Raw genomic sequence first — 20,755 nt, 5'->3', positions numbered from 1 at the left:
TTCAAACCTATTTCACCGCAACGATTTTTACGAGCATTTCGCCGCCTGGCGTTTGCACGCTCACTTCGTCGCCTACTTTTTTGCCCATGAGCGATTTGGCAATCGGCGAGTCGTTCGAAATTTTCCCTTCAAATGGGTCAGCTTCGGCGCTACCGACGATTGTGTACGTTTCTTCTTCTCCATCTGGGAGCTCGATGAACGTAACCGATTTTCCAAGCGACACAACGTCTGGGTTCGTCGTATCTTCTTCGATAATTTGGGCGTTGCGAATCATGTTTTCAAGCGTTTGGATGCGCGCTTCGACAAACGCTTGCTCGTCTTTTGCTGCATCGTACTCGGAGTTTTCGGAAAGGTCGCCAAAGCCGCGGGCAATTTTAATACGCTCGACCACTTCTTTTCGTTTGACCGTTTTTAAATATTCGAGCTCTTGCTCTAATTTCTCCTTCCCTTCTTTTGTCATCGGGTATTGCTTTTCGTTCGCCATTTGTATTCCTCCTTTTTATTTGTATGTATAAATGTACGAACGTTTCATACGTTCGTACAAACGAATCGTTCACAACAATGTATACGCTTCATTTGGCATCTATGTTATAGTATTACAAAAAAGACTTTTGTTCAAGAATTGTGCGAATTTTTGTAACCATTAAATCGATCGCAACATAGTTATGTCCGCCTTCTGGGATAATGATGTCGGCATATCGCTTTGTCGGCTCGATAAATTGGTTATGCATCGGTCGGACGACGTTGACGTATTGCTCAATGACCGACTCTAACGTCCGACCGCGTTCGTTAATATCGCGGATTAACCGGCGAATAATGCGGATGTCGGCATCTGTGTCAACATATACTTTAATATCCATTAAGTTGCGCAATCGTTCGTCTTCTAATACGAGAATGCCTTCTAAAATGATGACATCTTTTGGCTCGACATAAATGACTTCGTTTGCTCTCGTATGAAGCGTATAGTCATATACCGGCTTTTCAATCGGTTCGTAATTCAACAGCTTATGGAGATGCTCAATTAATAAATCATTATCAAATGCCAATGGATGGTCATAGTTCGTTTTCAACCGCTCTTCAAATGGCAGATGGCTTTGGTCTTTGTAATAATAGTCTTGCTCGAGCATTAAAATCGAATGCCCTTGAAAATGTTCGTAAATTGCTTTCACCACGCTTGTTTTCCCCGAACCGGAGCCGCCTGCGACCCCGATGACAACCGGTTTCTTCCCCATGTTATTGCTCCTTTCTCATCATGTTGTATGGGAAGACTTCTTTCTCTACTTTAAATTTGACAATTTGCAGCGGATGACGCGCCGCATCGAGCTCGTTTCCGTCTTCGTCCCAAATCGTTCCGACTGTTTGTGTAAAGTTTTCAATTTCTGGTCCGAAAAATTCGACCGTATCGCCTGGTTTAAAGAAGTTGCGCTGCTGCAAGGTGACGATTTTCGTGTCACGGTCATAATCCAATACAAAGCCGGCAAAGTCGTACGTCGTTTTTTTGCTATGGACGCCGAACATTTGCTCTTTATAGCCCGGTACTCCTTCAAAAAAGGCTGGTGCCGTGTCACGGTTTGCGCATTTGTCTAGTTCGTCCAACCATTCTTTCCGAATGACAAAGTTATCTGGGTCAGCACAGTAGGCGTCAATAACTTTGCGATACACGCTCACGACGGTCGCAACGTAATGAATCGACTTCATCCGCCCTTCGATTTTCAAGCTGTCAATGCCTAGTTCAATCATTTTCGGAATCGATTGAATTAAGTTTAAGTCTTTCGGACTCATCGCAAACGGGTCGTCCGTTTCGTCAAATAATGCAATGGTGTTGTTCCCTTCTAGCTTGTACAAGTCGTAGTCCCAGCGGCACGATTGACAGCAGCCGCCGCGGTTCGAGTCACGCGCTGTCATGTGGTTGCTTAATACGCATCGCCCGGAGTAAGCAATGCACATCGCTCCGTGAATAAACGTTTCGATTTCAATATCGACTTTTTCTTTGATTTGGCGAATTTCTTCCGCGCTCGTTTCCCTTGCGAGTACGACGCGCTCTAATCCTTCTTCTTTCCAAAATTGAACCGCTTTCCAGTTGGTGAGCGATTGTTGCGTGCTTAAATGCACTTCCAGTTTTGGTGCGACACGGCGAGCGGTTTCGATAATAAGCGGGTCAGCAACGATAATGCCATGTATGCCTGCTGCTTGCAGCCCTTCTAAATATTCTTCTAGTCCTGGGATGTTTTCATTATGGGCGTAAATGTTGGTCGTTACGTAAATTTTTGCGCCATATTGGCTCGCAAAGCGGACGCCTTCCGCCATTTCTTCGAGCGTAAAGTTGTCGGCGTTCGATCGAAGCCCGTACTCTTGCCCGCCGATAAAGACAGCATCCGCCCCATAGTGGACGGCAACTTTCAGCTTTTCTAAGTTTCCCGCTGGTGCTAATAGCTCCGGCTTTTTCACAATGACACGCTTGCCGTCAACGATTTGCGAGATGCGCTCATTTTTCCACATCGTTCTCCCTCCTTTACGTTTAATACACCGTTTCTTTAAAGAAAAAGCCTGTATCTAACGGACGGTGGCTCGGCTGAATCGCTTCGATTTGCGCAAGCAATTCGTCTTTTTCTTCTTCGTATTGTTCACGCTGCTCTACACATAAATCAATTGCGCGGCGATAAAGCGCCGTTACGTTTGTAATGTATTCCGCTTCATGCAATACCCCGTCAATTTTAAAGCTGTCGATGCCCGCATCGACCATGTCACCTAGTTCATCAATGATGCAAATATCGTTCGGGCTCATAATGTGCGTGCCGTTTTCGTCTTCAAAAATCGGATATTTGTTGTCGCGTTCTTTGTCGTATAAAAACATGCCTTTTTCATACTTTTTCTTTTCGATTTCGAGCCATTTTCCTTGGTATTCAAAATAGTTGCCAATCAATGACCGCTTCGATTGGAACATGCACGTCATGCCGTGCACTTGCACTTCGATTTCCACTTCGGCATGTTGTTTAATTTCTATAATGGCGTCCATGCTTAGCTCACGTGCTAATACGGCACGTTTTGCCCCTTTTCGCCCCCAATAGTTGCACGCATACCAGTTCGTCGCCGTCGTTTCCGTATTCCAGTGAAGCTTCATCTGCGGAGCGACTTCTCGAACCGTCATTAATACGGCAGGATCACCAAAGACGATGGCATCCACTCCTATGTCTGCCAAAAAGCGAACGTAATCGCCAAGTTCATCGACTTTGTCATTATGAAAAAGCGCGTTCATCGCCACATATACCCGAATCCCGTACTTACGCGCCACATCCATCGCTTCGCGAACGTCTTTTCTGGTAAACTCGCCAGCAAGCCGCAACCCGTAGCGCTGCTCGCCAATTAACACCGCATCCGCCCCTGCTTTCGCAAGGTCATGAATATGAGCAACGCTTGTTGGGGTGACTAACAATTCCGGTTTTTTCACTTCGTTTCACCTCTTTTTTTTCGATATGGCAATGCCGTCGCCGATTGGTAAAATGACTGTGTCGTAATCGGTGCGGCGCATTAGCCATTCGTTATATTCACGGATTTTTTTCACTAATTGCCGCCAACGTTTATTTTCGAGCGGTTCGTTTGCCGCTACCAATCCTTTAAATAACACGTTATCAGTAATGACAACGCCCCCATCCGCTAACAGCGGTTCATATAAGCGAAAAAACCGCTCATATTGCCCTTTGGCGGCATCGATAAACATGACGTCAAACGGTGCTCGTTTTTTTACTTCCTCATATAAGTCAAACGCATCCCCTAATAACGCGTCAATGCGCTCGTTTGTTTCCGACCGTTCGATATAAAAAAGCGCTCGCTCATGCCGCGTTTGATCACGCTCGATCGTCACGATGCGCGCGTCTGGCAGCTTTAGCGCCATCCGAATCGCGGAATAACCAATCGCCGTGCCGATTTCTAAAATCGTTTTCGGCTCGATATATTGCAATACGTGCAGCATCGCTTCGATGCCGACGATGTCCATAATCGGCACGCGATGCTCTTTCGCGTATGCTTCCATTTCTTGAACGACAGCCTCACGGGGAGGGATAAGCGTTTCAATATATTTAAGTGCTTCTTGTAACAAACGAATTCCTCCTCGTAAAAATAAGAGTCCGAAGCAGACTCTTAAGAAGGGAATGTATCAACCGATAACTTTATATATACTACCATAAAACGAAACGAAATGCGAACGTTTTTACTGTTTGCCAATATATTTCGCTTTTTCGCGGTTATGTTCTTCTAACGTGTTCGTAAAAATGACGTCCCCGTCTGGTGTGGCTAGGAAATAAAGGTATTTTGTTTGTTCCGGCTCAAGCGCGGCTTGAATCGACATTTCCCCTGGGCTAGCGATCGGCCCTGGCGGCAATCCTTTATGAGTATACGTGTTGTATGGGGAGTTAACTTTTAAGTCTTCGTAATAGACGCGCTCTTTATGTGTCCCGAGCGCATAAAGGATTGTCGGGTCGGTTTGCAGCGGCATGCCGATGTGTAGCCGGTTATAAAAAACGCTCGCAATTTTTTTGCGATCTGCTTTTTCTGTCGCTTCTGCTTCGATTAGCGACGCAATCGTTAACAGGCGATGAGGGGTGAAATTTTTCTCCTCCATCTCTTGCTCGTATTTCCCGACAACTTCTACTGTTTTTTCGACCATCGCTTCAATGATGGAAGAAAGCGGTGGTTTTTCTTCGGAGAAGGAGTACGTTGCTGGGAATAAATAGCCTTCGAGCGGATAACGAATGTTTTTATTTAATACGTCCGTCGATAGCACCATCGGGTATTTTTTGATTAACGTTTGAATGTAGGCACGGTCGTTTAGTTGGTGCATCACTTCTTCTTTCGTATAGCCAGTTTTTTGGGCGATAATTGTCGCAATATCTTCAAGTTTTTTTCCTTCCGGAATTGTCATTTTCACTTTTATTTCTTCCATTACTTTTCCCGTTTTTAACGCATCAATGATTTGTTCAAGCGTCATCGCTTTTGTTAATTTATAATTCCCTGCTTGAAAATCGGCATGGTTTTTAAACTTGACGTAATAGCGAAACACGGCGGCGCTTTTAATAATTCCCTTTTTTTCTAACGTCGCCGCAATGTCGCTTACCGTTGAGCCAATCGGAATCGAAATCGCGACCGGGCGTTTGTCTGTTGGGTCGACTGGCTTTAACGCCGATTGAATATATACATAGCTTCCAATCGCCGTCGCAACGACAAGGAAAATGATGACGGCACTAATGATTAAGACGGTCTTTCGTACAAGCTGTATATCTTTTGGAAAAAGTCCGTTCTGTTCCATTGAATCCCTCCATTCTCGACATATTATACTACAAATTTTTGCATTTTTCGCTATTGTTTTTTCAAAAAACGCCATGGGCAAACTTTGCGCGCCATCCCCGCATGAAAATAACTACTTTAGTAGTTATTTTCAGCCGAAACATGAACATCCGTTATGTTTACAGAAAAAAAGATGGCCTCGTCGGCCATCTTTTATTCTTCGTCTTCTTCTTGTTCTGCGCAGAACGTGTTCCACACTTCTTCGATCATGTCCCATTCTTCTTCTGTTTCAATCGGCTGAAGTTCGCCCTCTTGGTCGCCTTCGCCAGGAACGAACGCAGAAACGTGAATTTCCGTTTCTTCTTCGTCATCGAATTCAGCCCCAACTGGATAGTAAAACACATATGATTTTCCAAAGTCTTCAGATTCAAACGTGAATAATACTTCGCATAATTGTTCGTTTCCTTGTTCGTCTACGACGGTAATATGTTTTTCGCCATGTTCCATGTTCATGTCCTCCATTATTGTTTACTGTCAAGGTAAGATTGCAAAATCATGACTGCCGCCATTTTATCGATCACTTTTTTTCGTTTTTGTCGGCTAACATCGGCAGCAATGAGCATGCGCTCCGCTGCCATCGTCGAAAGGCGCTCGTCCCATAAAATGACCGGCAACGAAAACTCCTTTTTTAACAACGCGGCGAACCGCTCGCTCGCTTCGCCGCGCGGGCCGACGGTGCCGTTCATGTTTTTCGGAAACCCGAGCACAATCGTATCGACGTTGTATTCGGTAATAATTTCGCGAAGCCTTTTGAAGCCAAATTGCTTTTTTTCCTCGTCAATCGGAATCGTCTCAATTCCTTGCGCCGTCCAGCCAAGTTCGTCGCTGACCGCTACCCCGAGCGTTTTTGTCCCTAAATCTAAGCCTAATACGCGCATACGTCAATCCTTTCCATCGCCATCGTTAACGACGCACCGTCGTTAAATAGAATTTCACCAATTCCTCGATTAATTCATCCCGTTCAATTTTGCGAATAAGCGCGCGCGCATCTTTATGGCGCGGGATGTAAGCGGGGTCGCCAGATAGTAAATAACCGACAATTTGGTTGATTGGGTTATACCCTTTTTCTTGAAGAGCCTCATACACGGTTAATAACACGTCGCGAACGTTTGTTTCTGCAGGCTCTTCGGAAAAGTTAAATTGCATCGTTTGGTCAAATGAGCTCACCGTCATGCACCTCGCTCTCCATTCAAGAGATCTGGCATCTCCACCTCTTACATCCATTGTACACTATATTCACCAATTATAAAACGGATTTTACCCATTCTTCAACAAATTGTAGCGCTTCGCTGACTTTGTTCGCGTCTTTTCCGCCTGCTTGCGCCATGTCGGCACGTCCGCCGCCGCTTCCGCCGCAACGCGTCGCCACTTCTTTAATTAACTTTCCGGCATGGAAGCCTTTGTCGATTAAGTCGTTCGTGACACCGGCAATGAAGTTCACTTTGTCGCCTTGAACCGATGCAAGCACGATGACGCCAGAACCAAGTTTTTGTTTTAGTTCGTCCATCATCGTCCGCAAGCTGTTCATGTCTGGGGCGTTTACTTTGCTTGCTAGCACCGAGACGCCGCCGATGTCTTTTGCTTTATTGACGATGTTTGCTGCTTCTAGGTTGCTGAGGCGTGCAGCAAGCGACTCGTTTTCGCGCTGAAGCTGGCGAATGTCGTTCATTAACGCCTCAATCCGCCCGACGATTTCTTTCGGGTTCGTTTTTAGTTTTTGCGCGACTTCTTGCAATAACGAGAGCTGGTCGTTCATAAAGCGGTACGCTGCTTCCCCCGTCACTGCTTCAATTCGACGAGTACCAGCGCCGATGCCCGATTCGGAGACGATTTTGAAAAGACCGATTTCCGCTGTGTTCGCGACATGGCAGCCGCCGCAAAGTTCGAGGCTATAGTCTCCGACTTGCACGACGCGGACGATGTCGCCGTATTTTTCGCCAAAGAGTGCCATGGCACCCATCGCTTTCGCTTCCTCAAGCGGTTTGTAGTCAATTTGCACCGGAAGGCTTTGCCAAATTTTTTCGTTGACGATCGCTTCGATTTGTTCTAATTCTTCCGGTTTGACTTGTCCGAAGTGCGAGAAGTCAAAGCGCAAACGGTCTGGCGCGACGAGCGACCCTGCTTGGTTGACGTGAACGCCAAGCACGTCTTTTAACGCTTGGTGCAATAAGTGGGTCGCGGTATGGTTTTTCACGATTTGTGCCCGCTTTTGCTCGAATAGGGAAGCGGTGTACGTTTCGCCTTTTTTCAACGTTCCTTTTTCGACGATAATATGGTGCAAATGTTGCCCGTTTGGCGCTTTTTGTACGTCTTTTACGTACGCTTTGACCGCGTCATTTTCAATAAAGCCTTGGTCGGCAATTTGTCCGCCGCTTTCTGCGTAAAACGGTGTAACGTCTAGCATAATTTGCGCTTCTTCGCCTTCATGCACTTCTTCCGCTAGTTCGCCGTTTTTAACGATGACCGTCACCATTGATTGCGTGCGAAGCTGGTGATAGCCGACGAATTCGCTTTCGACTTTAATCTCGCCGAGCACGCCGCCTTGTACTTGCATCGAATCGACTTCTTGGCGAGCTGCCCGCGCCCGTTCGCGCTGACGCTCCATTTCTTTTTCAAATCCGTCGTGGTCGACGTTCATGCCTTCTTCTTCTGCATATTCTTCCGTTAGTTCCACAGGGAAACCGTACGTATCGTATAAGCGGAACACATCTTCCCCGGAAATGGTTTGGCTGCCGCGCGCTTTTTCTTTTTGAATGACGTTCGCTAAAATCGCCAAGCCTTCATGAAGCGTTTCGTGGAACCGCTCTTCTTCATTTTTAATGACTTTTTGGATAAACTCTGCTTTTTCTTTCACTTCTGGATAGTAATCAACCATAATTTCGCCGACGACTGGTACTAATTCGTACATAAACGGACGGTTAATGTTCAATTTTTTCGCATAGCGAACAGCGCGGCGCAATAAACGGCGCAACACATATCCGCGCCCTTCATTCGATGGAAGCGCCCCGTCGCCAATCGCAAACGTTACGGTACGGATATGGTCGGCAATCACTTTAAAGGCGACGTCTTTTTCCGCATCGGTACGGTATTGCTCGCCAGAAATTTGTTCGGTCGCACGAATAATCGGTAGGAAAAGGTCTGTATCAAAGTTCGTTGGCACGTCTTGCAAAATCGAGCACATCCGCTCCAGCCCCATGCCCGTATCAATGTTTTTCTTCGGCAGCGGTGTATATGTCCCGTCCGGGTTATGGTTGAATTGCGAGAATACTAAGTTCCATACTTCTAAATAGCGCTCGTTTTCGCCGCCTGGATATAATTCCGGGTCATTTGGGTCGTTGCCGAATTGCTCCCCACGATCATAGAAAATTTCCGTGTTCGGTCCGCTTGGTCCTTCTCCAATGTCCCAAAAGTTTCCTTCTAATCGAATGATTCGTTCTTCTGGCAAACCAATTTCTTTATGCCAAATGTCAAACGCTTCGTCGTCTTCTGGGTGAATCGTGACCGATAGCCGGTCCGGGTCAAAGCCAATCCATTTTTCGTTTGTTAAAAATTCCCACGCCCAATGAATTGCTTCTCGTTTAAAATAATCGCCAATCGAGAAGTTGCCGAGCATTTCAAAAAACGTATGGTGGCGCGCCGTTTTTCCGACGTTTTCAATGTCGTTCGTACGAATCGATTTTTGTGCGTTGCAAATGCGCGGATTGTCTGGGATGACACGTCCGTCAAAATATTTTTTTAACGTCGCTACCCCGCTATTAATCCATAATAACGAAGGGTCGTCAATCGGAATGAGCGAGGCGCTCGGTTCGACCGTATGCCCTTTTTCTTGGAAAAAGTCTAAAAACATTTGGCGAACTTGTGCAGATGTTAATTTCTTCATAATGCCTGCCTCCTTTTCATTTTTTCAAATAAAAAAACTCCCAATCCCTTGCAGGGACGAGAGTTATGCTCGCGGTACCACCCTGTTTATGGACAGACGTCCATCACCTCTAAAAGCCGTAACGTGGCTTCGCCGTCAGGTTTTGCCTGCGCTCCGGATTAGCGTTCTGTTACCCTTCATCTGGAATTTCTTTCAGCCGCGGAAATTCCTCTCTGTGCGCCTCGCGCGTTAAGATGGACTGTAACATACTCGATCCGTCATCGCGTTCGTGTATAAACCTTTTCACACAGATTATAGACAAGCTTCCTTTGATTGTCAATGTGTTCGGAAGCGTTCTTTTCCGTGCAAAAAGGCAACTTTCGTAATAGCAACAAGCGGGACAGCGACCATCATCCCGACAACTCCAGCAATTTCCCCGCCAAGAAAAAGGGAAAACATAATGACAAGCGGATGCATATGCAAGCTTTTGCCGACGATAAGCGGAGAAAGGACGTTTCCTTCGATAAATTGCAAAACGAAAATAATCGCAAGGACAATGAGCACCATTTTTACCGAAACGGTGGCGGCTAACAAAGCGGCAGGAACAGCACCAATAATCGGTCCGAAATACGGGATAACGTTCGTCGCACCGATGATAATCCCTAATAGTAGCGGATATTTCATCCCAGCGATCCAAAGCGAAAGGGCAGCGATGCTTCCGATTAACACACAGACGAGCAGTTGGCCGCGAATATAGCTTCCGAGCGACTTATCGACATCCTTTAAAAACGCAACCCCCTCATTTCGCCATTTTTTTGGCGTCCATTCCCAGGCGGCTTTTTTGATATGGTCGATATCTTTTAACAAATAAAAAGCGATAAGTGGAACGAGCAAAAAAACGAGGGCGGAATTTAGCACGTGCTTGACGCTTGTGACTGCTTTGACTAACCATAGTCCTAATAGCGCCTCGATTTCGACAATTGTCGTTTCGATGCGTTCGTGCAGCTGTTTTGGCCAAGCGGCAGTGCCGTCATGAATTTTATCCGTCCATCCTTTATATGTATCGACAAGCATCGGCAAGCTTTCTGTCATGTCTTGCAGCTGGTTGAGAAAAATCGGGATGCCTTTGTACGCTCCGTAGCCGATTCCACCGAAAAAAAGAGCGTAAATAAGTAAAATTGCCAGCGCCCGCGGCCATCCTTTGGCGTGGAGATATTCCACGACTGGATGCAATAAATACGCGATAAACGCCCCAAGCACAAACGGGGTGAGTACGATGCCTAGCACGCGTAACGCCGGCATCCAAAACCCTTTCAGCCTCATAATGAAATAAACTAACACAACGACAAGCAGCACTTTCGTCACGCGAATAAAAAAGCGCCATTGTTCATTTTGCACGAACATCCCTCCTACACATTAGTGTGGAGGATTAGCGGATAATTATGCAAAAAGTTCGATAGGTGACAGGTACAACAACAATCAACACACCTGTTAGCATATCTTAAAATTTAAAATTTGAAAGTGTCTATATAGGTGCACGTTGAAGCTTTAACATTTTTATCATTTACATCGTTATTTTTCGACTGTCGGGCGACCGAACAATCAGCCGCTCCCCAGACAAATGAATTTGTCTGGGAGCGGTGTTGTTCGGTTCTCCGTCACGCTTTAGCGTGACGAAGGCAAGCCAAAGGCTTGCCTCGACAGTCGAAAAAATGAAGGTAAACTTCTCAGTTGCATGTATATATATTTGTTGAAGTTTTGCTTAAAATTAAACATACACATAGTATCTAAGGGAGGGACTCGAATTTGTTTAAATCCAAAGGAAAAAATAAACCTGCTACTAAGGGATTTATATGGCTCGTTATTGCGACTGTAATAAGTTTTCTAAATGAGGAGGTTCAATTAAGATTCGATGAAAGTGCACTGATAGGTAATATTTTTAATTTTATAACTTTTGTAGTATGGATTGTTTTTGCTTTTTATGCGATACTCTTTATGAAAAGTTCCCTGATTAGAAAATGACTGTTGGTGAGCTTTGCTGTTGTGACTATCACTTATACAACCATTCACATTATAAAGCGGCACCTAGAGGGATACTGTTTTGTAATGTGAATGGTTCGATAGATGACAGGTACAGCAACAAAGCAATCGTCTAATGAGCAATGAGTTTCTGTATAACCGCTTTTATCACTTTAATTCTAGCCGCTGACAATGTCAGAACGATAACAGTCAGGAAGATTTTCAAAACAAATTGCATTTGATCATCGTAAATCCAAACAGGAAATAGTAACAGTTTTTGATAAAGGGCTAAACTTATTGGGAGTATGAGAAAAAGGATCGTTGACCAAGCAGGAGACCGGAAAACGATAAGCATGGAAATGATAATAAGAACACACCTACTACAACAGAGGAATTATGATACCAAAAAAGAATGAATGGATTGACGTCATCCCATGTTGGCGCTTGACTGAGAATGTTATAAACATTATGCTGGCTTTTGAGTTGACAAAAGAGAATGATTGAACAAATAAGCGGCAGAATCCAAAAGTATTTGCTTTTCATTTTTTTGTCCTCCATCAAAAGGGTGAGCATGCAAGATCATGTGGCAATCCTTCGATTTTTCTATGAGACTAACGGATTCACGAGCGGTTGTTTTCATACTTGGGTGGTGTGCAAAACTTGCTCTTTATTGAAAGGTACCATATACAGAATCAATTGTCTAGCTCCTCGCCAAAGAGCTGAATATAATGAGTCTTTTGTCGCAGCATCATCGCTTTCTCTATAGGGAGCCCAATTGAGATAATCGGCATTCCAAACATAAGTGTACGAGTTATTGGTATGTTGAAACAAATGATCTTCCAACGCCCATAACGGACTTTGACCGTCAAGTTGATAGACATGCCTAGCATACACAAACACGGCACCCTATGATTAGGGTGCCGTGCTTTGTTACGTGAATGAGCGCATGAGCTGGCGGCCCATTTTTCGTACGTTGCGCATGTTCATTCCGCCATTGCGGCGAGCCATTTGGTAGGCGGCAACGCCTAAACCGATGGCGACGAGCGATGTCATCGTGCGGTTCATCGTCAATCCCCCTCTTGTTATGACGAAAGCGTCCGTTCTTGCTCGCTAAATAAATCATCTAACGAACTGAGCGTTCCGTCTTCTTCGACTTGATGTGTGTAAATCATTCCTTTATGAACCGAAAGTTCGATAAAGCAATTCCAGCAATAATATTGATTGACCCCAATTTTCCCTAAATCTTTGCTTTGGCAATTAGGACATTTCAGCACAAAAAGGCACGCTCCTCTTTCCGTTTTACCATCATTTTTGTCCATTTGTGAAAAAGTTATACGTCTGGTGAGGAACGTGGCCACTCATGTGCGACTACCATTATCCTATCCCTTCGCTCATAAAGTCATACGGTGAAACGTTTTCCATTCCGATGTTCGCATCATCTAGTGGAAGCTCGCCTTCTTCAAACGGCTGAACGGCTTGCATGAGCTTTTCGGAAAGCGTCGTTTGCCGCACGCTGTCATCATAGCGGGCAACCCCCATTTTAAACGCCTCTTCCTCACCGCATAAAACTAAAAATTTTTTGCTGCGCGTCACGGCGGTATATAATAAATTCCGCCTTAACATTCGATAATAGCTTTTGACGACAGGTAAAATGACAATTGGAAATTCGCTTCCTTGCGACTTATGAACCGAGCAGCAATACGCATGCGTAATTTGCGTTAAATCTTGCCGCGTATACGTCACTTCATTCCCATCAAACGACACGACGACTAAATCTTGTTCTTCAACATTTTCCTTCGCATAAAAGATGGCGACGACTTCGCCAATATCGCCGTTAAACACGTTTTGCTCCGGCTGATTCACAAGCTGCAATACTTTATCGCCAATCCGGTACACGGTGTCGCCTACCGACAGCTCGCGCTTTTTCTCTGTTTTCGGATTAAACAGCTCTTGCAGCGCTTCATTCAGCCGGTCGATGCCAGCAGGACCGCGATACATCGGCGCCAGTACTTGAATATCTTTGACGGAATATCCTTTTTTCCACGCATTATCGGCAATTTGCCGCACGACATCGACGACTTGCCCTGCTTGGCAACGAATAAACGAACGGTCCGCTTTCGGGGCAGCCCAATCTGGCGGAAGCTGCCCGCTTTTCATATGGTGAGCGAGTTCAATAATCGACGACCCTTCCGCCTGCCGATACACCTCGGTCAACCGAACGGTCGGGATAATATTCGTCTTTAGCAAATCTTTCAGCACTTGTCCTGGTCCAACCGACGGCAATTGGTCTTCATCGCCGACAAAAATGACTTGCATCCCATCTGGAAGCGATTTTAACAGCTGGTTTAACAGCCACGTATCGACCATCGACATTTCATCGACGATAAGCAGCTTCCCTTGAATCGGCGCTTCTTCATCGTGCGTAAACCCTTCTGCCGCGTTATACCCGAGCAATCGATGAATCGTCACCGCCGGCAAACCGGTCGCCTCGCTCATTCGCTTCGCCGCTCTTCCCGTTGGCGCAGCTAATAAAATCGGAAACGGATTGTCTTTATTGTAGCGATTGACGTCGAGCGACAGGCCGTGCAGCTCGGCAAAAATTTCGACAATCCCTTTAATGACCGTCGTTTTTCCGGTCCCAGGTCCGCCGGTTAAAATAAAGAGCGGGGAAGAAAGCGCCTGTTGGATTGCTTCTTTTTGCCGCGGGGCGTATTGAACAGACAATCGTTCCTCCAACTCCCCAAGCGCCAATAAAAATTCCGACTCTGGAAACGCCGTCACTTCCTGCTGCAACAGTCGTTTCACGTTCGTGACAATTCCTTTTTCCGCAAAATAAAGCGACGGAATATAATATTTGTCATCCTCGCTCATTAGTTTTCCTTCTTCGGTCAACATTAGCAGCACATGGGCGATATTTTCTTCCGGCACAGCTTCGTCGCGCTTTGCTTCTAATAGCTCTTTTACCTTGCCTAATACCTGCTCTTTTGTTAAATACACGTGCCCTTCCTGCAAGCAATCGTTTTCTAAGACATACAAACAAGCGGCACGAATGCGGTCTGGATGACGACCGGAAATGCCAAGCTGATGCCCTAGCTCGTCCGCACGGACAAACCCGATGCCTTCGACGTCTTCGACAAGCTGATACGGGTTTTTTTGAATAACATCAAGCGTCATGTCTTGGTACACTTGATAAATTTTCATCGATAGCTGCGGGCCAAACCCGAGCCTTGATAACGAGATCATAATTTGCTCAAGCCCTTGGTGCGCTTTTAATGTTTCGTACAGTTCTTTCGCTTTTGCTTTCGATAGCTTTGGCACTTTCGAAAGCGCGTCCGGGTCGGCTAAAATCACGGAAATCGCCTGTTCACCAAGCGCCTCTACGATCGCTTCTGCTGTTTTTTTCCCAATTCCTTTAAACAAATCGCTCGATAAATAATGAATGACGCCTTCTTTCGTATGCGGAACGTCTTTGCGGAAATAATCGGCGACATATTGCCGCCCAAAGCGCGGATGTTCCTTAAACGAACCGTAAAACACATACGTCTCTTGTTCGTGCATGCGCGGAAAATAGCCAGTCACAACAACTTCTTCCTCGTTATACGCCTCGTTCGTTTCCTCGACACGAATGCGCACGACCGAATACAAATTGCTTTCGTTATGGAAAATCGTGACGATATGTGTTCCTTTAATAAACGATTTTTCGTCTAAGGCAAACGATCCTTGTTGTTCCAATGGGAATCCCTACCTTTTATCGTTGTCCGAGCGCTTTTTCCATCAGCTTTTTTCCGTGCCCTGCCAACAAATGATCTGGCTGAATCGAAAGCGCTTTTGTAAACCAGTCGAGCGCTGTTTGCGCCTCTTCTTTGTACGCATACGCCACCCCTAAGTTATAGCAGGCGTCGGCATGCTGGTCATCTAACGCAATCGTTCGTTCTAAATAACGGATCGCTTCATCCACAAACTCAAGCTGCGCTAAACAAAGCCCGAGCTGAAACAGTGCTTCGGCATCATCTTCATTCAGTTCTACCGCGCGCTGTAAATACGGCAACGCAAGCCGCGGCTGTTCTAAAAACATAAGCGACATGCCGAGCATAAAAAAGGCGTCGCTGTCGTTCAGCCCTTTTTGCACCGCCTGTTCAAACATGTCTTTCGCTTTAGCAAACTGCTTCTGGTTGTAATAAATCGAACCGAGCCCGTAATACGCCGTCGCCGCCTGCTCATCAAGCGAAAGCGCCTTTTTAAAAAAGCGGATCGCTTTGTCTTCTTCGCCGGCCGCCGCTAATACATTTCCAAAATTAATGTAGCCGACCGGGTCATGAGGATTGGCTTCAATCGCCTCATGAAAACATTTCACCGCTTCTTCATACTTTCCTTCCTGCATATATTGAATGCCTAGCGCATTTTTATTTTCCATCTTTTTCACTCCTCATTATATCATAAGTACGCATTGCCGAAGAATGTCTAGTTTGCTATAACGATAAACCCCAACTCCGCCAAGAGTTGAGGTTTTATCCGACATACCAAAGTTTTTCGCCGTTGCGGAACACTTCGTCGATCGTGCCGCCGCCAAGGCATTCTTCGCCGTTGTAAAAAACGACGGCTTGTCCTGGAGTGACCGCCCTTACAGGATGGTCGAATACGACGTTTACTGTCGTAGCGTCGATGACATGCACGGTTACGCCTGTATCCGGCTGACGATAGCGGAATTTCGCCGTGCATTTTAGCGGCTCTGTCGGCACACGACCGGACACCCAATTTACTTGTGTCGCAATGATCGCATCAGAATACAATAGTTCGTTATCAAATCCTTGCGCGACGTATAAAATGTTCTCTTTTACATTTTTCCCAACGACAAACCACGGCTCGCCGCTCCCGCCGATGCCAAGTCCGTGCCGCTGTCCAATCGTATAATACATGACGCCATCATGTCTTCCTTTTACTTCCCCAGACAGCGTCTGCATTTGCCCTGGCTGCGCTGGCAAATAGTTGCTTAAAAACTGCTTGAAATCACGCTCGCCAATAAAGCAAATGCCGGTGCTATCTTTTTTATTGGCGGTCGCAAGTTTAGCGTCTTTCGCTATTTGGCGAACTTGCGCTTTCTCCAATTCCCCAATCGGAAACATGACTTTTGCAAGCTGCGTTTGTCCAAGCTGGTTTAAAAAGTACGTCTGGTCTTTGTTTGCATCGATGCCGCGCAACATTTTATATTCGCCATCGCGGTACGCAACGCGCGCATAATGTCCGGTCGCTAAATAGTCCGCGCCAAGCGACATCGCATGCTCTAAAAACGCTTTAAACTTGATTTCTTTATTGCACATGACATCTGGATTCGGTGTACGACCTGCTTTATACTCATCGAGAAAATACGTAAACACTTTCTCCCAATATTGCTTTTCAAAATTGACGGCATAGTACGGAATGCCGATTTGGTTGCAAACGCGCATAACGTCTTCGTAATCTTCCGTCGCCGTGCATACGCCGTTTTCATCGGTATCGTCCCAGTTTTTCATAAAAATGCCGATGACATCATAGCCTTGTTGCTTTAAAAGAAGCGCAGCAACCGAGGAATCCACCCCTCCCGACATGCCGACGACGACGCGTGTATCTTTTGGTGCTTTATTCACAATTCTCACCTCCCGTTTGTTAACCGTTTGACGATGTTCACCGTTTCGTAAGCGGCTTTTTCAATTTGTGTTTCTGTGTTTCCAAGCCCAAAACTAAAGCGAATCGAGGAGCGAATGCGGTCAGAGTTTTTCCCAAACATCGCAACAAGGACGTGCGACGGATCAATCGAACCAGCCGTACACGCCGAGCCGCTGGAAGCAGCAATGCCTGCTAAATCTAAATTGACAAGCATCGATTCGACGTTCGTCCCTGGAAACGCGACGTTTAAAATGTGCGGCAAACTCATTTCTTCGTCGCCGTTAACATCATAGCGAATGCCGCTCTCTGCAAAAATAGCGAGCATTTTTGCTTTCCACGTTCGGTACTCGCTTTGCTTTGTTGCCATCGTTTCTTGCGCAATTTCGACCGCTTTTGCTAACCCAGCAACGCCCGCCACGTTTTCCGTCCCTGCTCGACGCTTTCGTTCTTGTTCGCCGCCGAATGCTCGCGGTGCAAGCTTCACATGCTCGCGCGCATATAAAAAGCCGACCCCTTTTGGTCCGTTAATTTTATGGGCAGAAACCGATAAAAGGTCAACCCCTAATTCATTCACGTCGATCGGCACAAGCCCGTATGCTTGAACCGCATCCGTATGAAAATAGGCGGGATGGTCTTTTAATAGCTGTCCGATTGCTTCAATCGGCTGCAACACACCTGTTTCGTTGTTTCCGAACATTACTGATACAACAATCGTGTCGTCACGAAGGGCGCGCTGTAACTCCGCAAGCGATATTTTTCCCCGTTCATCGACAGGTAAATAGGTCACCTCAAACCCTTCGCTTTCAAGATAGCGGCACGCGTGCAACACCGCATGATGCTCAATCGCTGTCGTAATGAGATGACGACCTCGATGCCGATTCGCTAGCGCTGCGCCAATGAGCGCTAAATTATCCGCTTCCGTTCCACCGCTCGTAAAAATAATTTCTGCCGGTTTTGCCCCGATGCTTTTTGCGACCGTTTCGCGCGCCTCATCGAGCACGTGGCGGCTTTGTCTGCCAAAAAAATGAATGCTTGACGGATTGCCGAACACCTCCGTCATCATCGTTGCCATTCGCTCAACGACCGCTCGGTGCACTGGCGATGTCGCGGCATGATCTAAATAAATGCGTTCCAACGACATTCTCCTTTCTCACGATTTAAATATAAAACATATAGGACTCGCTATTGCCGTCGCTATATTTCGCCAAGTCTTCCAGTGTAGTGCTATCAAGCACTTCTTGTACCGCATCACGAATGCGAATCCATAATTCTCGCTTTGCTGGTTCTTCTTCCTCTAGTCCTTCGACCGGGCTAATCGGTCCTTCCAATACACGAATGACATCACCAGCTGTTATTTTGGATGGATGGTCCGTTAATACGTAACCGCCGTACGCCCCACGAATGCTTTTCACAAGCCCAGCGTTGCGAAGCGGCGACACGAGCTGCTCTAAATAATGCTCGGATAAACCGTGCGCTTGGGCAATGGATTTTAATGAAATCGGGCGATCCCCGTATTTTTTCGCTAATTCAATCATAATCGTTAACCCATATCGGCCTTTTGTTGAAATTTTCATCATATTCCCCCTACCGCGTATTACCCGTCTAGAAAACAATCGCAAACCATTATACCATACTTTTTTGCTTCCTTCATTGCTTGTGCCTTAACTCACACAGCCGGCTGTACACTTTCGCATAATGCTTTTCCTCGCCGTTTTCTTTCGGATAGTAATATTGCACATTTTCTAATTCTTTCGGTAAATATTGTTGCAATACCCAACTGTTTGGGTAATCATGCGGATATAGGTACCCTTTTCCGTGCCCGAGCACTTTTGCTCCGTCATAGTGCGCATCTTTTAAATGTGCAGGAATGTCGCCAATTTTCCCTGATTGCACATCGGCAATCGCGTTGTCGAGCGCTTTGTAAGCGGAGTTAGATTTAGCCGATAGACATAATTCCACGGTGACGACAGAAAGCGGAATGCGCGCTTCCGGCAAACCAAGCCGCTCTACTGCTTGAATGGCGGCATTCACTTTCACTCCTAAAAACGGATTCGCTAAGCCAATGTCTTCATACGCAATGACAAGCAGCCGGCGACAAATCGCCGCGACGTCTCCTCCTTCTAATAGTCTTGCCAAATAATGAAGCGCAGCATCGACGTCGCTGCCGCGAACGCTTTTTTGGAAGGCGGACAACAGCGAATAATACGTATCGCCTTTTTTATCATGAGAAAATCCTTTCTTTTCGACGCAATCGAGCACGAGCTGTTCATCGACGACGATGCGCCCGTCTTTTTGCCTAGCAGCGTATACGACCGCTTCTAACGCTTGGAGAGCAGAACGGGCATCGCCGTTTGTCCCGTCAGCAATTAGCTGCAAAAAACGTTCGTCGATATCAACAGAAAGTGATCCAAGCCCGCGCGCTTTGTCTTGTAGCGCTCGCTTCAACAGCACGATGATTTCCTCACGCGTTAGCCGCTTTAGCTGTTTAATTTGCCCGCAGCGGCTGCGGATGGCTGGATTGACTTCGTGAAACGGGTTTTCCGTCGTTGCGCCAATAAGCGTAATGAGCCCGCTTTCGACGTTCGGCAACAAATAGTCTTGTTGTGCTTTATTAAAGCGATGAATTTCATCAATAAACAAAATGACGTTGCCGACCATTTTGGCGGCGGCAACAATTTCCTCCACTTCTTTTTTTCCTGATGTCGTGGCATTTAACGCAAAAAATTCGCGATTCACCGTCCCGGCAATCGCATACGCTAGCGACGTTTTCCCGACGCCTGGTTCTCCATACAATAGCAGCGACGGAACGTAGCCGTTATGAATCATTTTGTATAATGCTGTATCAGGCCCAATGATATGTGCTTGTCCGACAATTTCATCAATCGTACGCGGACGCATGCGAACAGCGAGCGGTTCTTGCAATGTTCCCACCTCCAAAACAGAAAGCTCTGTTACGCAAAATAGCGGCGAATAGCAGCGGCTACTTCCTGCCAATGCGGGAGTCGTTGCTTTTCTAAATACATGAGAAGCGCTTCCGCCATAAATTCCCTTGCGTTTTCCGGCTGCAAAAACTCTTCCTTTAACGTCTTTAGCGAATGAATGACGTCGCGTTTTACCAACTCGTCCTGTTGTAGCTTTTGTAAAATTTCCTCAAGATACGCAACAATTTGCTTTCGGTCGTTTTCTTTCTCGTGTTGTTCTACGTTTAAGTAATCTTGCATTAATTCATCGGTTAAAAGCGGAGCATCGTTTGTTGTAAAGCTTGCCACCATCGCATCGAGCCGCCGCAACATAAACGGTGCGAGCGATGAATAACGCAGCTCTTTTTTTTCGATTGCCATGTAAAACATATATTCTTTCATAATACCGTTAAGCATCGTCGCACAATCAAGCGCAAATGGACGCACGCTCTCCCCATACATATCGATAATCGCTTTTCTATACCAGTTAATCGTCTGCGCACGAATACGAAACACAAGTTGGTGTACTTCATCGTTAATTTTCGCTGCTTGTTCCCCCATATGCATTCCGACAAGTTCTTTCCGCCGTACAAATTCTTCAATTTGCAGCATCAGCTGTTTTTCAAACTTTTCCCTTGCAGACAATGTGGCGTCGTTTGCTACTTGTTCTAGCTTTTGAAACAACATGTCATAATGGTAGCGAAAAATCGAAAGGGCAATTTCCTCTTTTGATTTAAAATAGTTGTAAATCGAGCCTTTCGCCATCCCGCTTTGTTCGGCAATTTCTTGCATGGATGTGGCGTGATACCCTTTTTCGGCAAACAACTTCATCGCTGCTTGAATAATCGTTTCTTTTTTGCTCAACGTTGTCCCTTCCTTATCACTAGTTTCCTCATTTTATTATAGCATAAGAGGCTGACTCGGTTTGAGCCAG

Annotated in this window: 20 protein-coding genes and 1 other annotated feature; all 20 genes read right to left on the bottom strand. The window is 46.0% G+C overall.

Annotated features, from left to right (window positions below; translation table 11 throughout):
- Positions 1-7: 7 nt before the first annotated feature.
- A complete protein-coding gene (gene greA / locus GGR02_RS05140; protein ID WP_183183663.1) occupies positions 8-484 on the bottom strand; it encodes a transcription elongation factor GreA in 477 nt (158 codons plus the stop codon).
- 112 nt (positions 485-596) lie between these two features.
- Positions 597-1,232, bottom strand: a complete 636-nt coding sequence (udk, locus tag GGR02_RS05135) for a uridine kinase (RefSeq protein ID WP_183183662.1) — start codon at positions 1,230-1,232, stop codon at positions 597-599.
- A gap of 1 nt (position 1,233) precedes the next feature.
- Positions 1,234-2,499, bottom strand: coding sequence for a peptidase U32 family protein (locus GGR02_RS05130; protein WP_183183661.1), 1,266 nt, complete (start codon positions 2,497-2,499; stop codon positions 1,234-1,236).
- 19 nt (positions 2,500-2,518) lie between these two features.
- Positions 2,519-3,448 carry a peptidase U32 family protein gene (locus GGR02_RS05125; RefSeq protein ID WP_183183660.1) on the bottom strand — a complete coding sequence of 310 codons (930 nt, stop codon included), beginning with the start codon at positions 3,446-3,448 and terminating at the stop codon, positions 2,519-2,521.
- 6 nt (positions 3,449-3,454) lie between these two features.
- Positions 3,455-4,096, bottom strand: a complete 642-nt coding sequence (locus tag GGR02_RS05120; protein ID WP_229706143.1) for an O-methyltransferase — start codon at positions 4,094-4,096, stop codon at positions 3,455-3,457.
- Positions 4,097-4,207: 111 nt separating this feature from the next.
- Positions 4,208-5,302 (bottom strand): endolytic transglycosylase MltG, encoded by a 1,095-nt coding sequence (mltG, locus tag GGR02_RS05115; RefSeq protein WP_183183659.1) that lies wholly within the window; start codon positions 5,300-5,302, stop codon positions 4,208-4,210.
- 191 nt (positions 5,303-5,493) lie between these two features.
- Positions 5,494-5,787 (bottom strand): DUF1292 domain-containing protein, encoded by a 294-nt coding sequence (locus tag GGR02_RS05110; protein WP_183183658.1) that lies wholly within the window; start codon positions 5,785-5,787, stop codon positions 5,494-5,496.
- 14 nt (positions 5,788-5,801) lie between these two features.
- Positions 5,802-6,218 carry a Holliday junction resolvase RuvX gene (gene ruvX / locus GGR02_RS05105; RefSeq protein ID WP_183183657.1) on the bottom strand — a complete coding sequence of 139 codons (417 nt, stop codon included), beginning with the start codon at positions 6,216-6,218 and terminating at the stop codon, positions 5,802-5,804.
- 25 nt (positions 6,219-6,243) lie between these two features.
- Positions 6,244-6,507 carry an IreB family regulatory phosphoprotein gene (locus GGR02_RS05100; protein WP_066327429.1) on the bottom strand — a complete coding sequence of 88 codons (264 nt, stop codon included), beginning with the start codon at positions 6,505-6,507 and terminating at the stop codon, positions 6,244-6,246.
- 76 nt (positions 6,508-6,583) lie between these two features.
- Positions 6,584-9,220: an alanine--tRNA ligase gene (gene alaS / locus GGR02_RS05095; RefSeq protein ID WP_183183656.1), complete on the bottom strand. Its 2,637-nt coding sequence runs from the start codon at positions 9,218-9,220 to the stop codon at positions 6,584-6,586.
- Between the two features lie 49 nt (positions 9,221-9,269).
- Positions 9,270-9,490 (bottom strand) — a binding site (T-box leader).
- A 45-nt stretch (positions 9,491-9,535) separates the two neighbouring features.
- On the bottom strand, positions 9,536-10,597 hold the full coding sequence (locus GGR02_RS05090; RefSeq protein WP_183183655.1) for an AI-2E family transporter: 1,062 nt from the start codon (positions 10,595-10,597) through the stop codon (positions 9,536-9,538).
- Positions 10,598-12,148: 1,551 nt separating this feature from the next.
- On the bottom strand, positions 12,149-12,283 hold the full coding sequence (locus GGR02_RS05085; RefSeq protein ID WP_183183654.1) for a YrzQ family protein: 135 nt from the start codon (positions 12,281-12,283) through the stop codon (positions 12,149-12,151).
- Positions 12,284-12,300: 17 nt separating this feature from the next.
- Complete coding sequence (locus GGR02_RS05080; protein ID WP_027407908.1) at positions 12,301-12,492, bottom strand: hypothetical protein; 192 nt, start codon at positions 12,490-12,492, stop codon at positions 12,301-12,303.
- 100 nt (positions 12,493-12,592) lie between these two features.
- Positions 12,593-14,950 carry an SF1B family DNA helicase RecD2 gene (gene recD2 / locus GGR02_RS05075; RefSeq protein ID WP_183183653.1) on the bottom strand — a complete coding sequence of 786 codons (2,358 nt, stop codon included), beginning with the start codon at positions 14,948-14,950 and terminating at the stop codon, positions 12,593-12,595.
- A gap of 16 nt (positions 14,951-14,966) precedes the next feature.
- A complete protein-coding gene (locus tag GGR02_RS05070) occupies positions 14,967-15,632 on the bottom strand; it encodes a tetratricopeptide repeat protein (protein ID WP_183183652.1) in 666 nt (221 codons plus the stop codon).
- A 94-nt stretch (positions 15,633-15,726) separates the two neighbouring features.
- Entirely contained in the window at positions 15,727-16,842 is a 1,116-nt protein-coding gene (gene mnmA / locus GGR02_RS05065; RefSeq protein ID WP_183183651.1) for a tRNA 2-thiouridine(34) synthase MnmA, read from the bottom strand.
- A gap of 5 nt (positions 16,843-16,847) precedes the next feature.
- A complete protein-coding gene (locus tag GGR02_RS05060; protein WP_183183650.1) occupies positions 16,848-17,996 on the bottom strand; it encodes a cysteine desulfurase family protein in 1,149 nt (382 codons plus the stop codon).
- Between the two features lie 22 nt (positions 17,997-18,018).
- Positions 18,019-18,435, bottom strand: coding sequence for a cysteine metabolism transcriptional regulator CymR (gene cymR / locus GGR02_RS05055; RefSeq protein WP_183183649.1), 417 nt, complete (start codon positions 18,433-18,435; stop codon positions 18,019-18,021).
- Positions 18,436-18,508: 73 nt separating this feature from the next.
- Entirely contained in the window at positions 18,509-19,759 is a 1,251-nt protein-coding gene (locus GGR02_RS05050; protein ID WP_183183681.1) for a replication-associated recombination protein A, read from the bottom strand.
- Between the two features lie 53 nt (positions 19,760-19,812).
- On the bottom strand, positions 19,813-20,685 hold the full coding sequence (locus GGR02_RS05045) for a TetR/AcrR family transcriptional regulator (protein WP_183183648.1): 873 nt from the start codon (positions 20,683-20,685) through the stop codon (positions 19,813-19,815).
- Between the last annotated feature and the right edge of the window lie 70 nt (positions 20,686-20,755).

This window comes from Anoxybacteroides voinovskiense (assembly GCF_014196205.1).
GTDB classification, from domain to species: domain Bacteria; phylum Bacillota; class Bacilli; order Bacillales; family Anoxybacillaceae; genus Anoxybacteroides; species Anoxybacteroides voinovskiense.
This window is presented reverse-complemented; position numbering and strand designations above follow the sequence as displayed.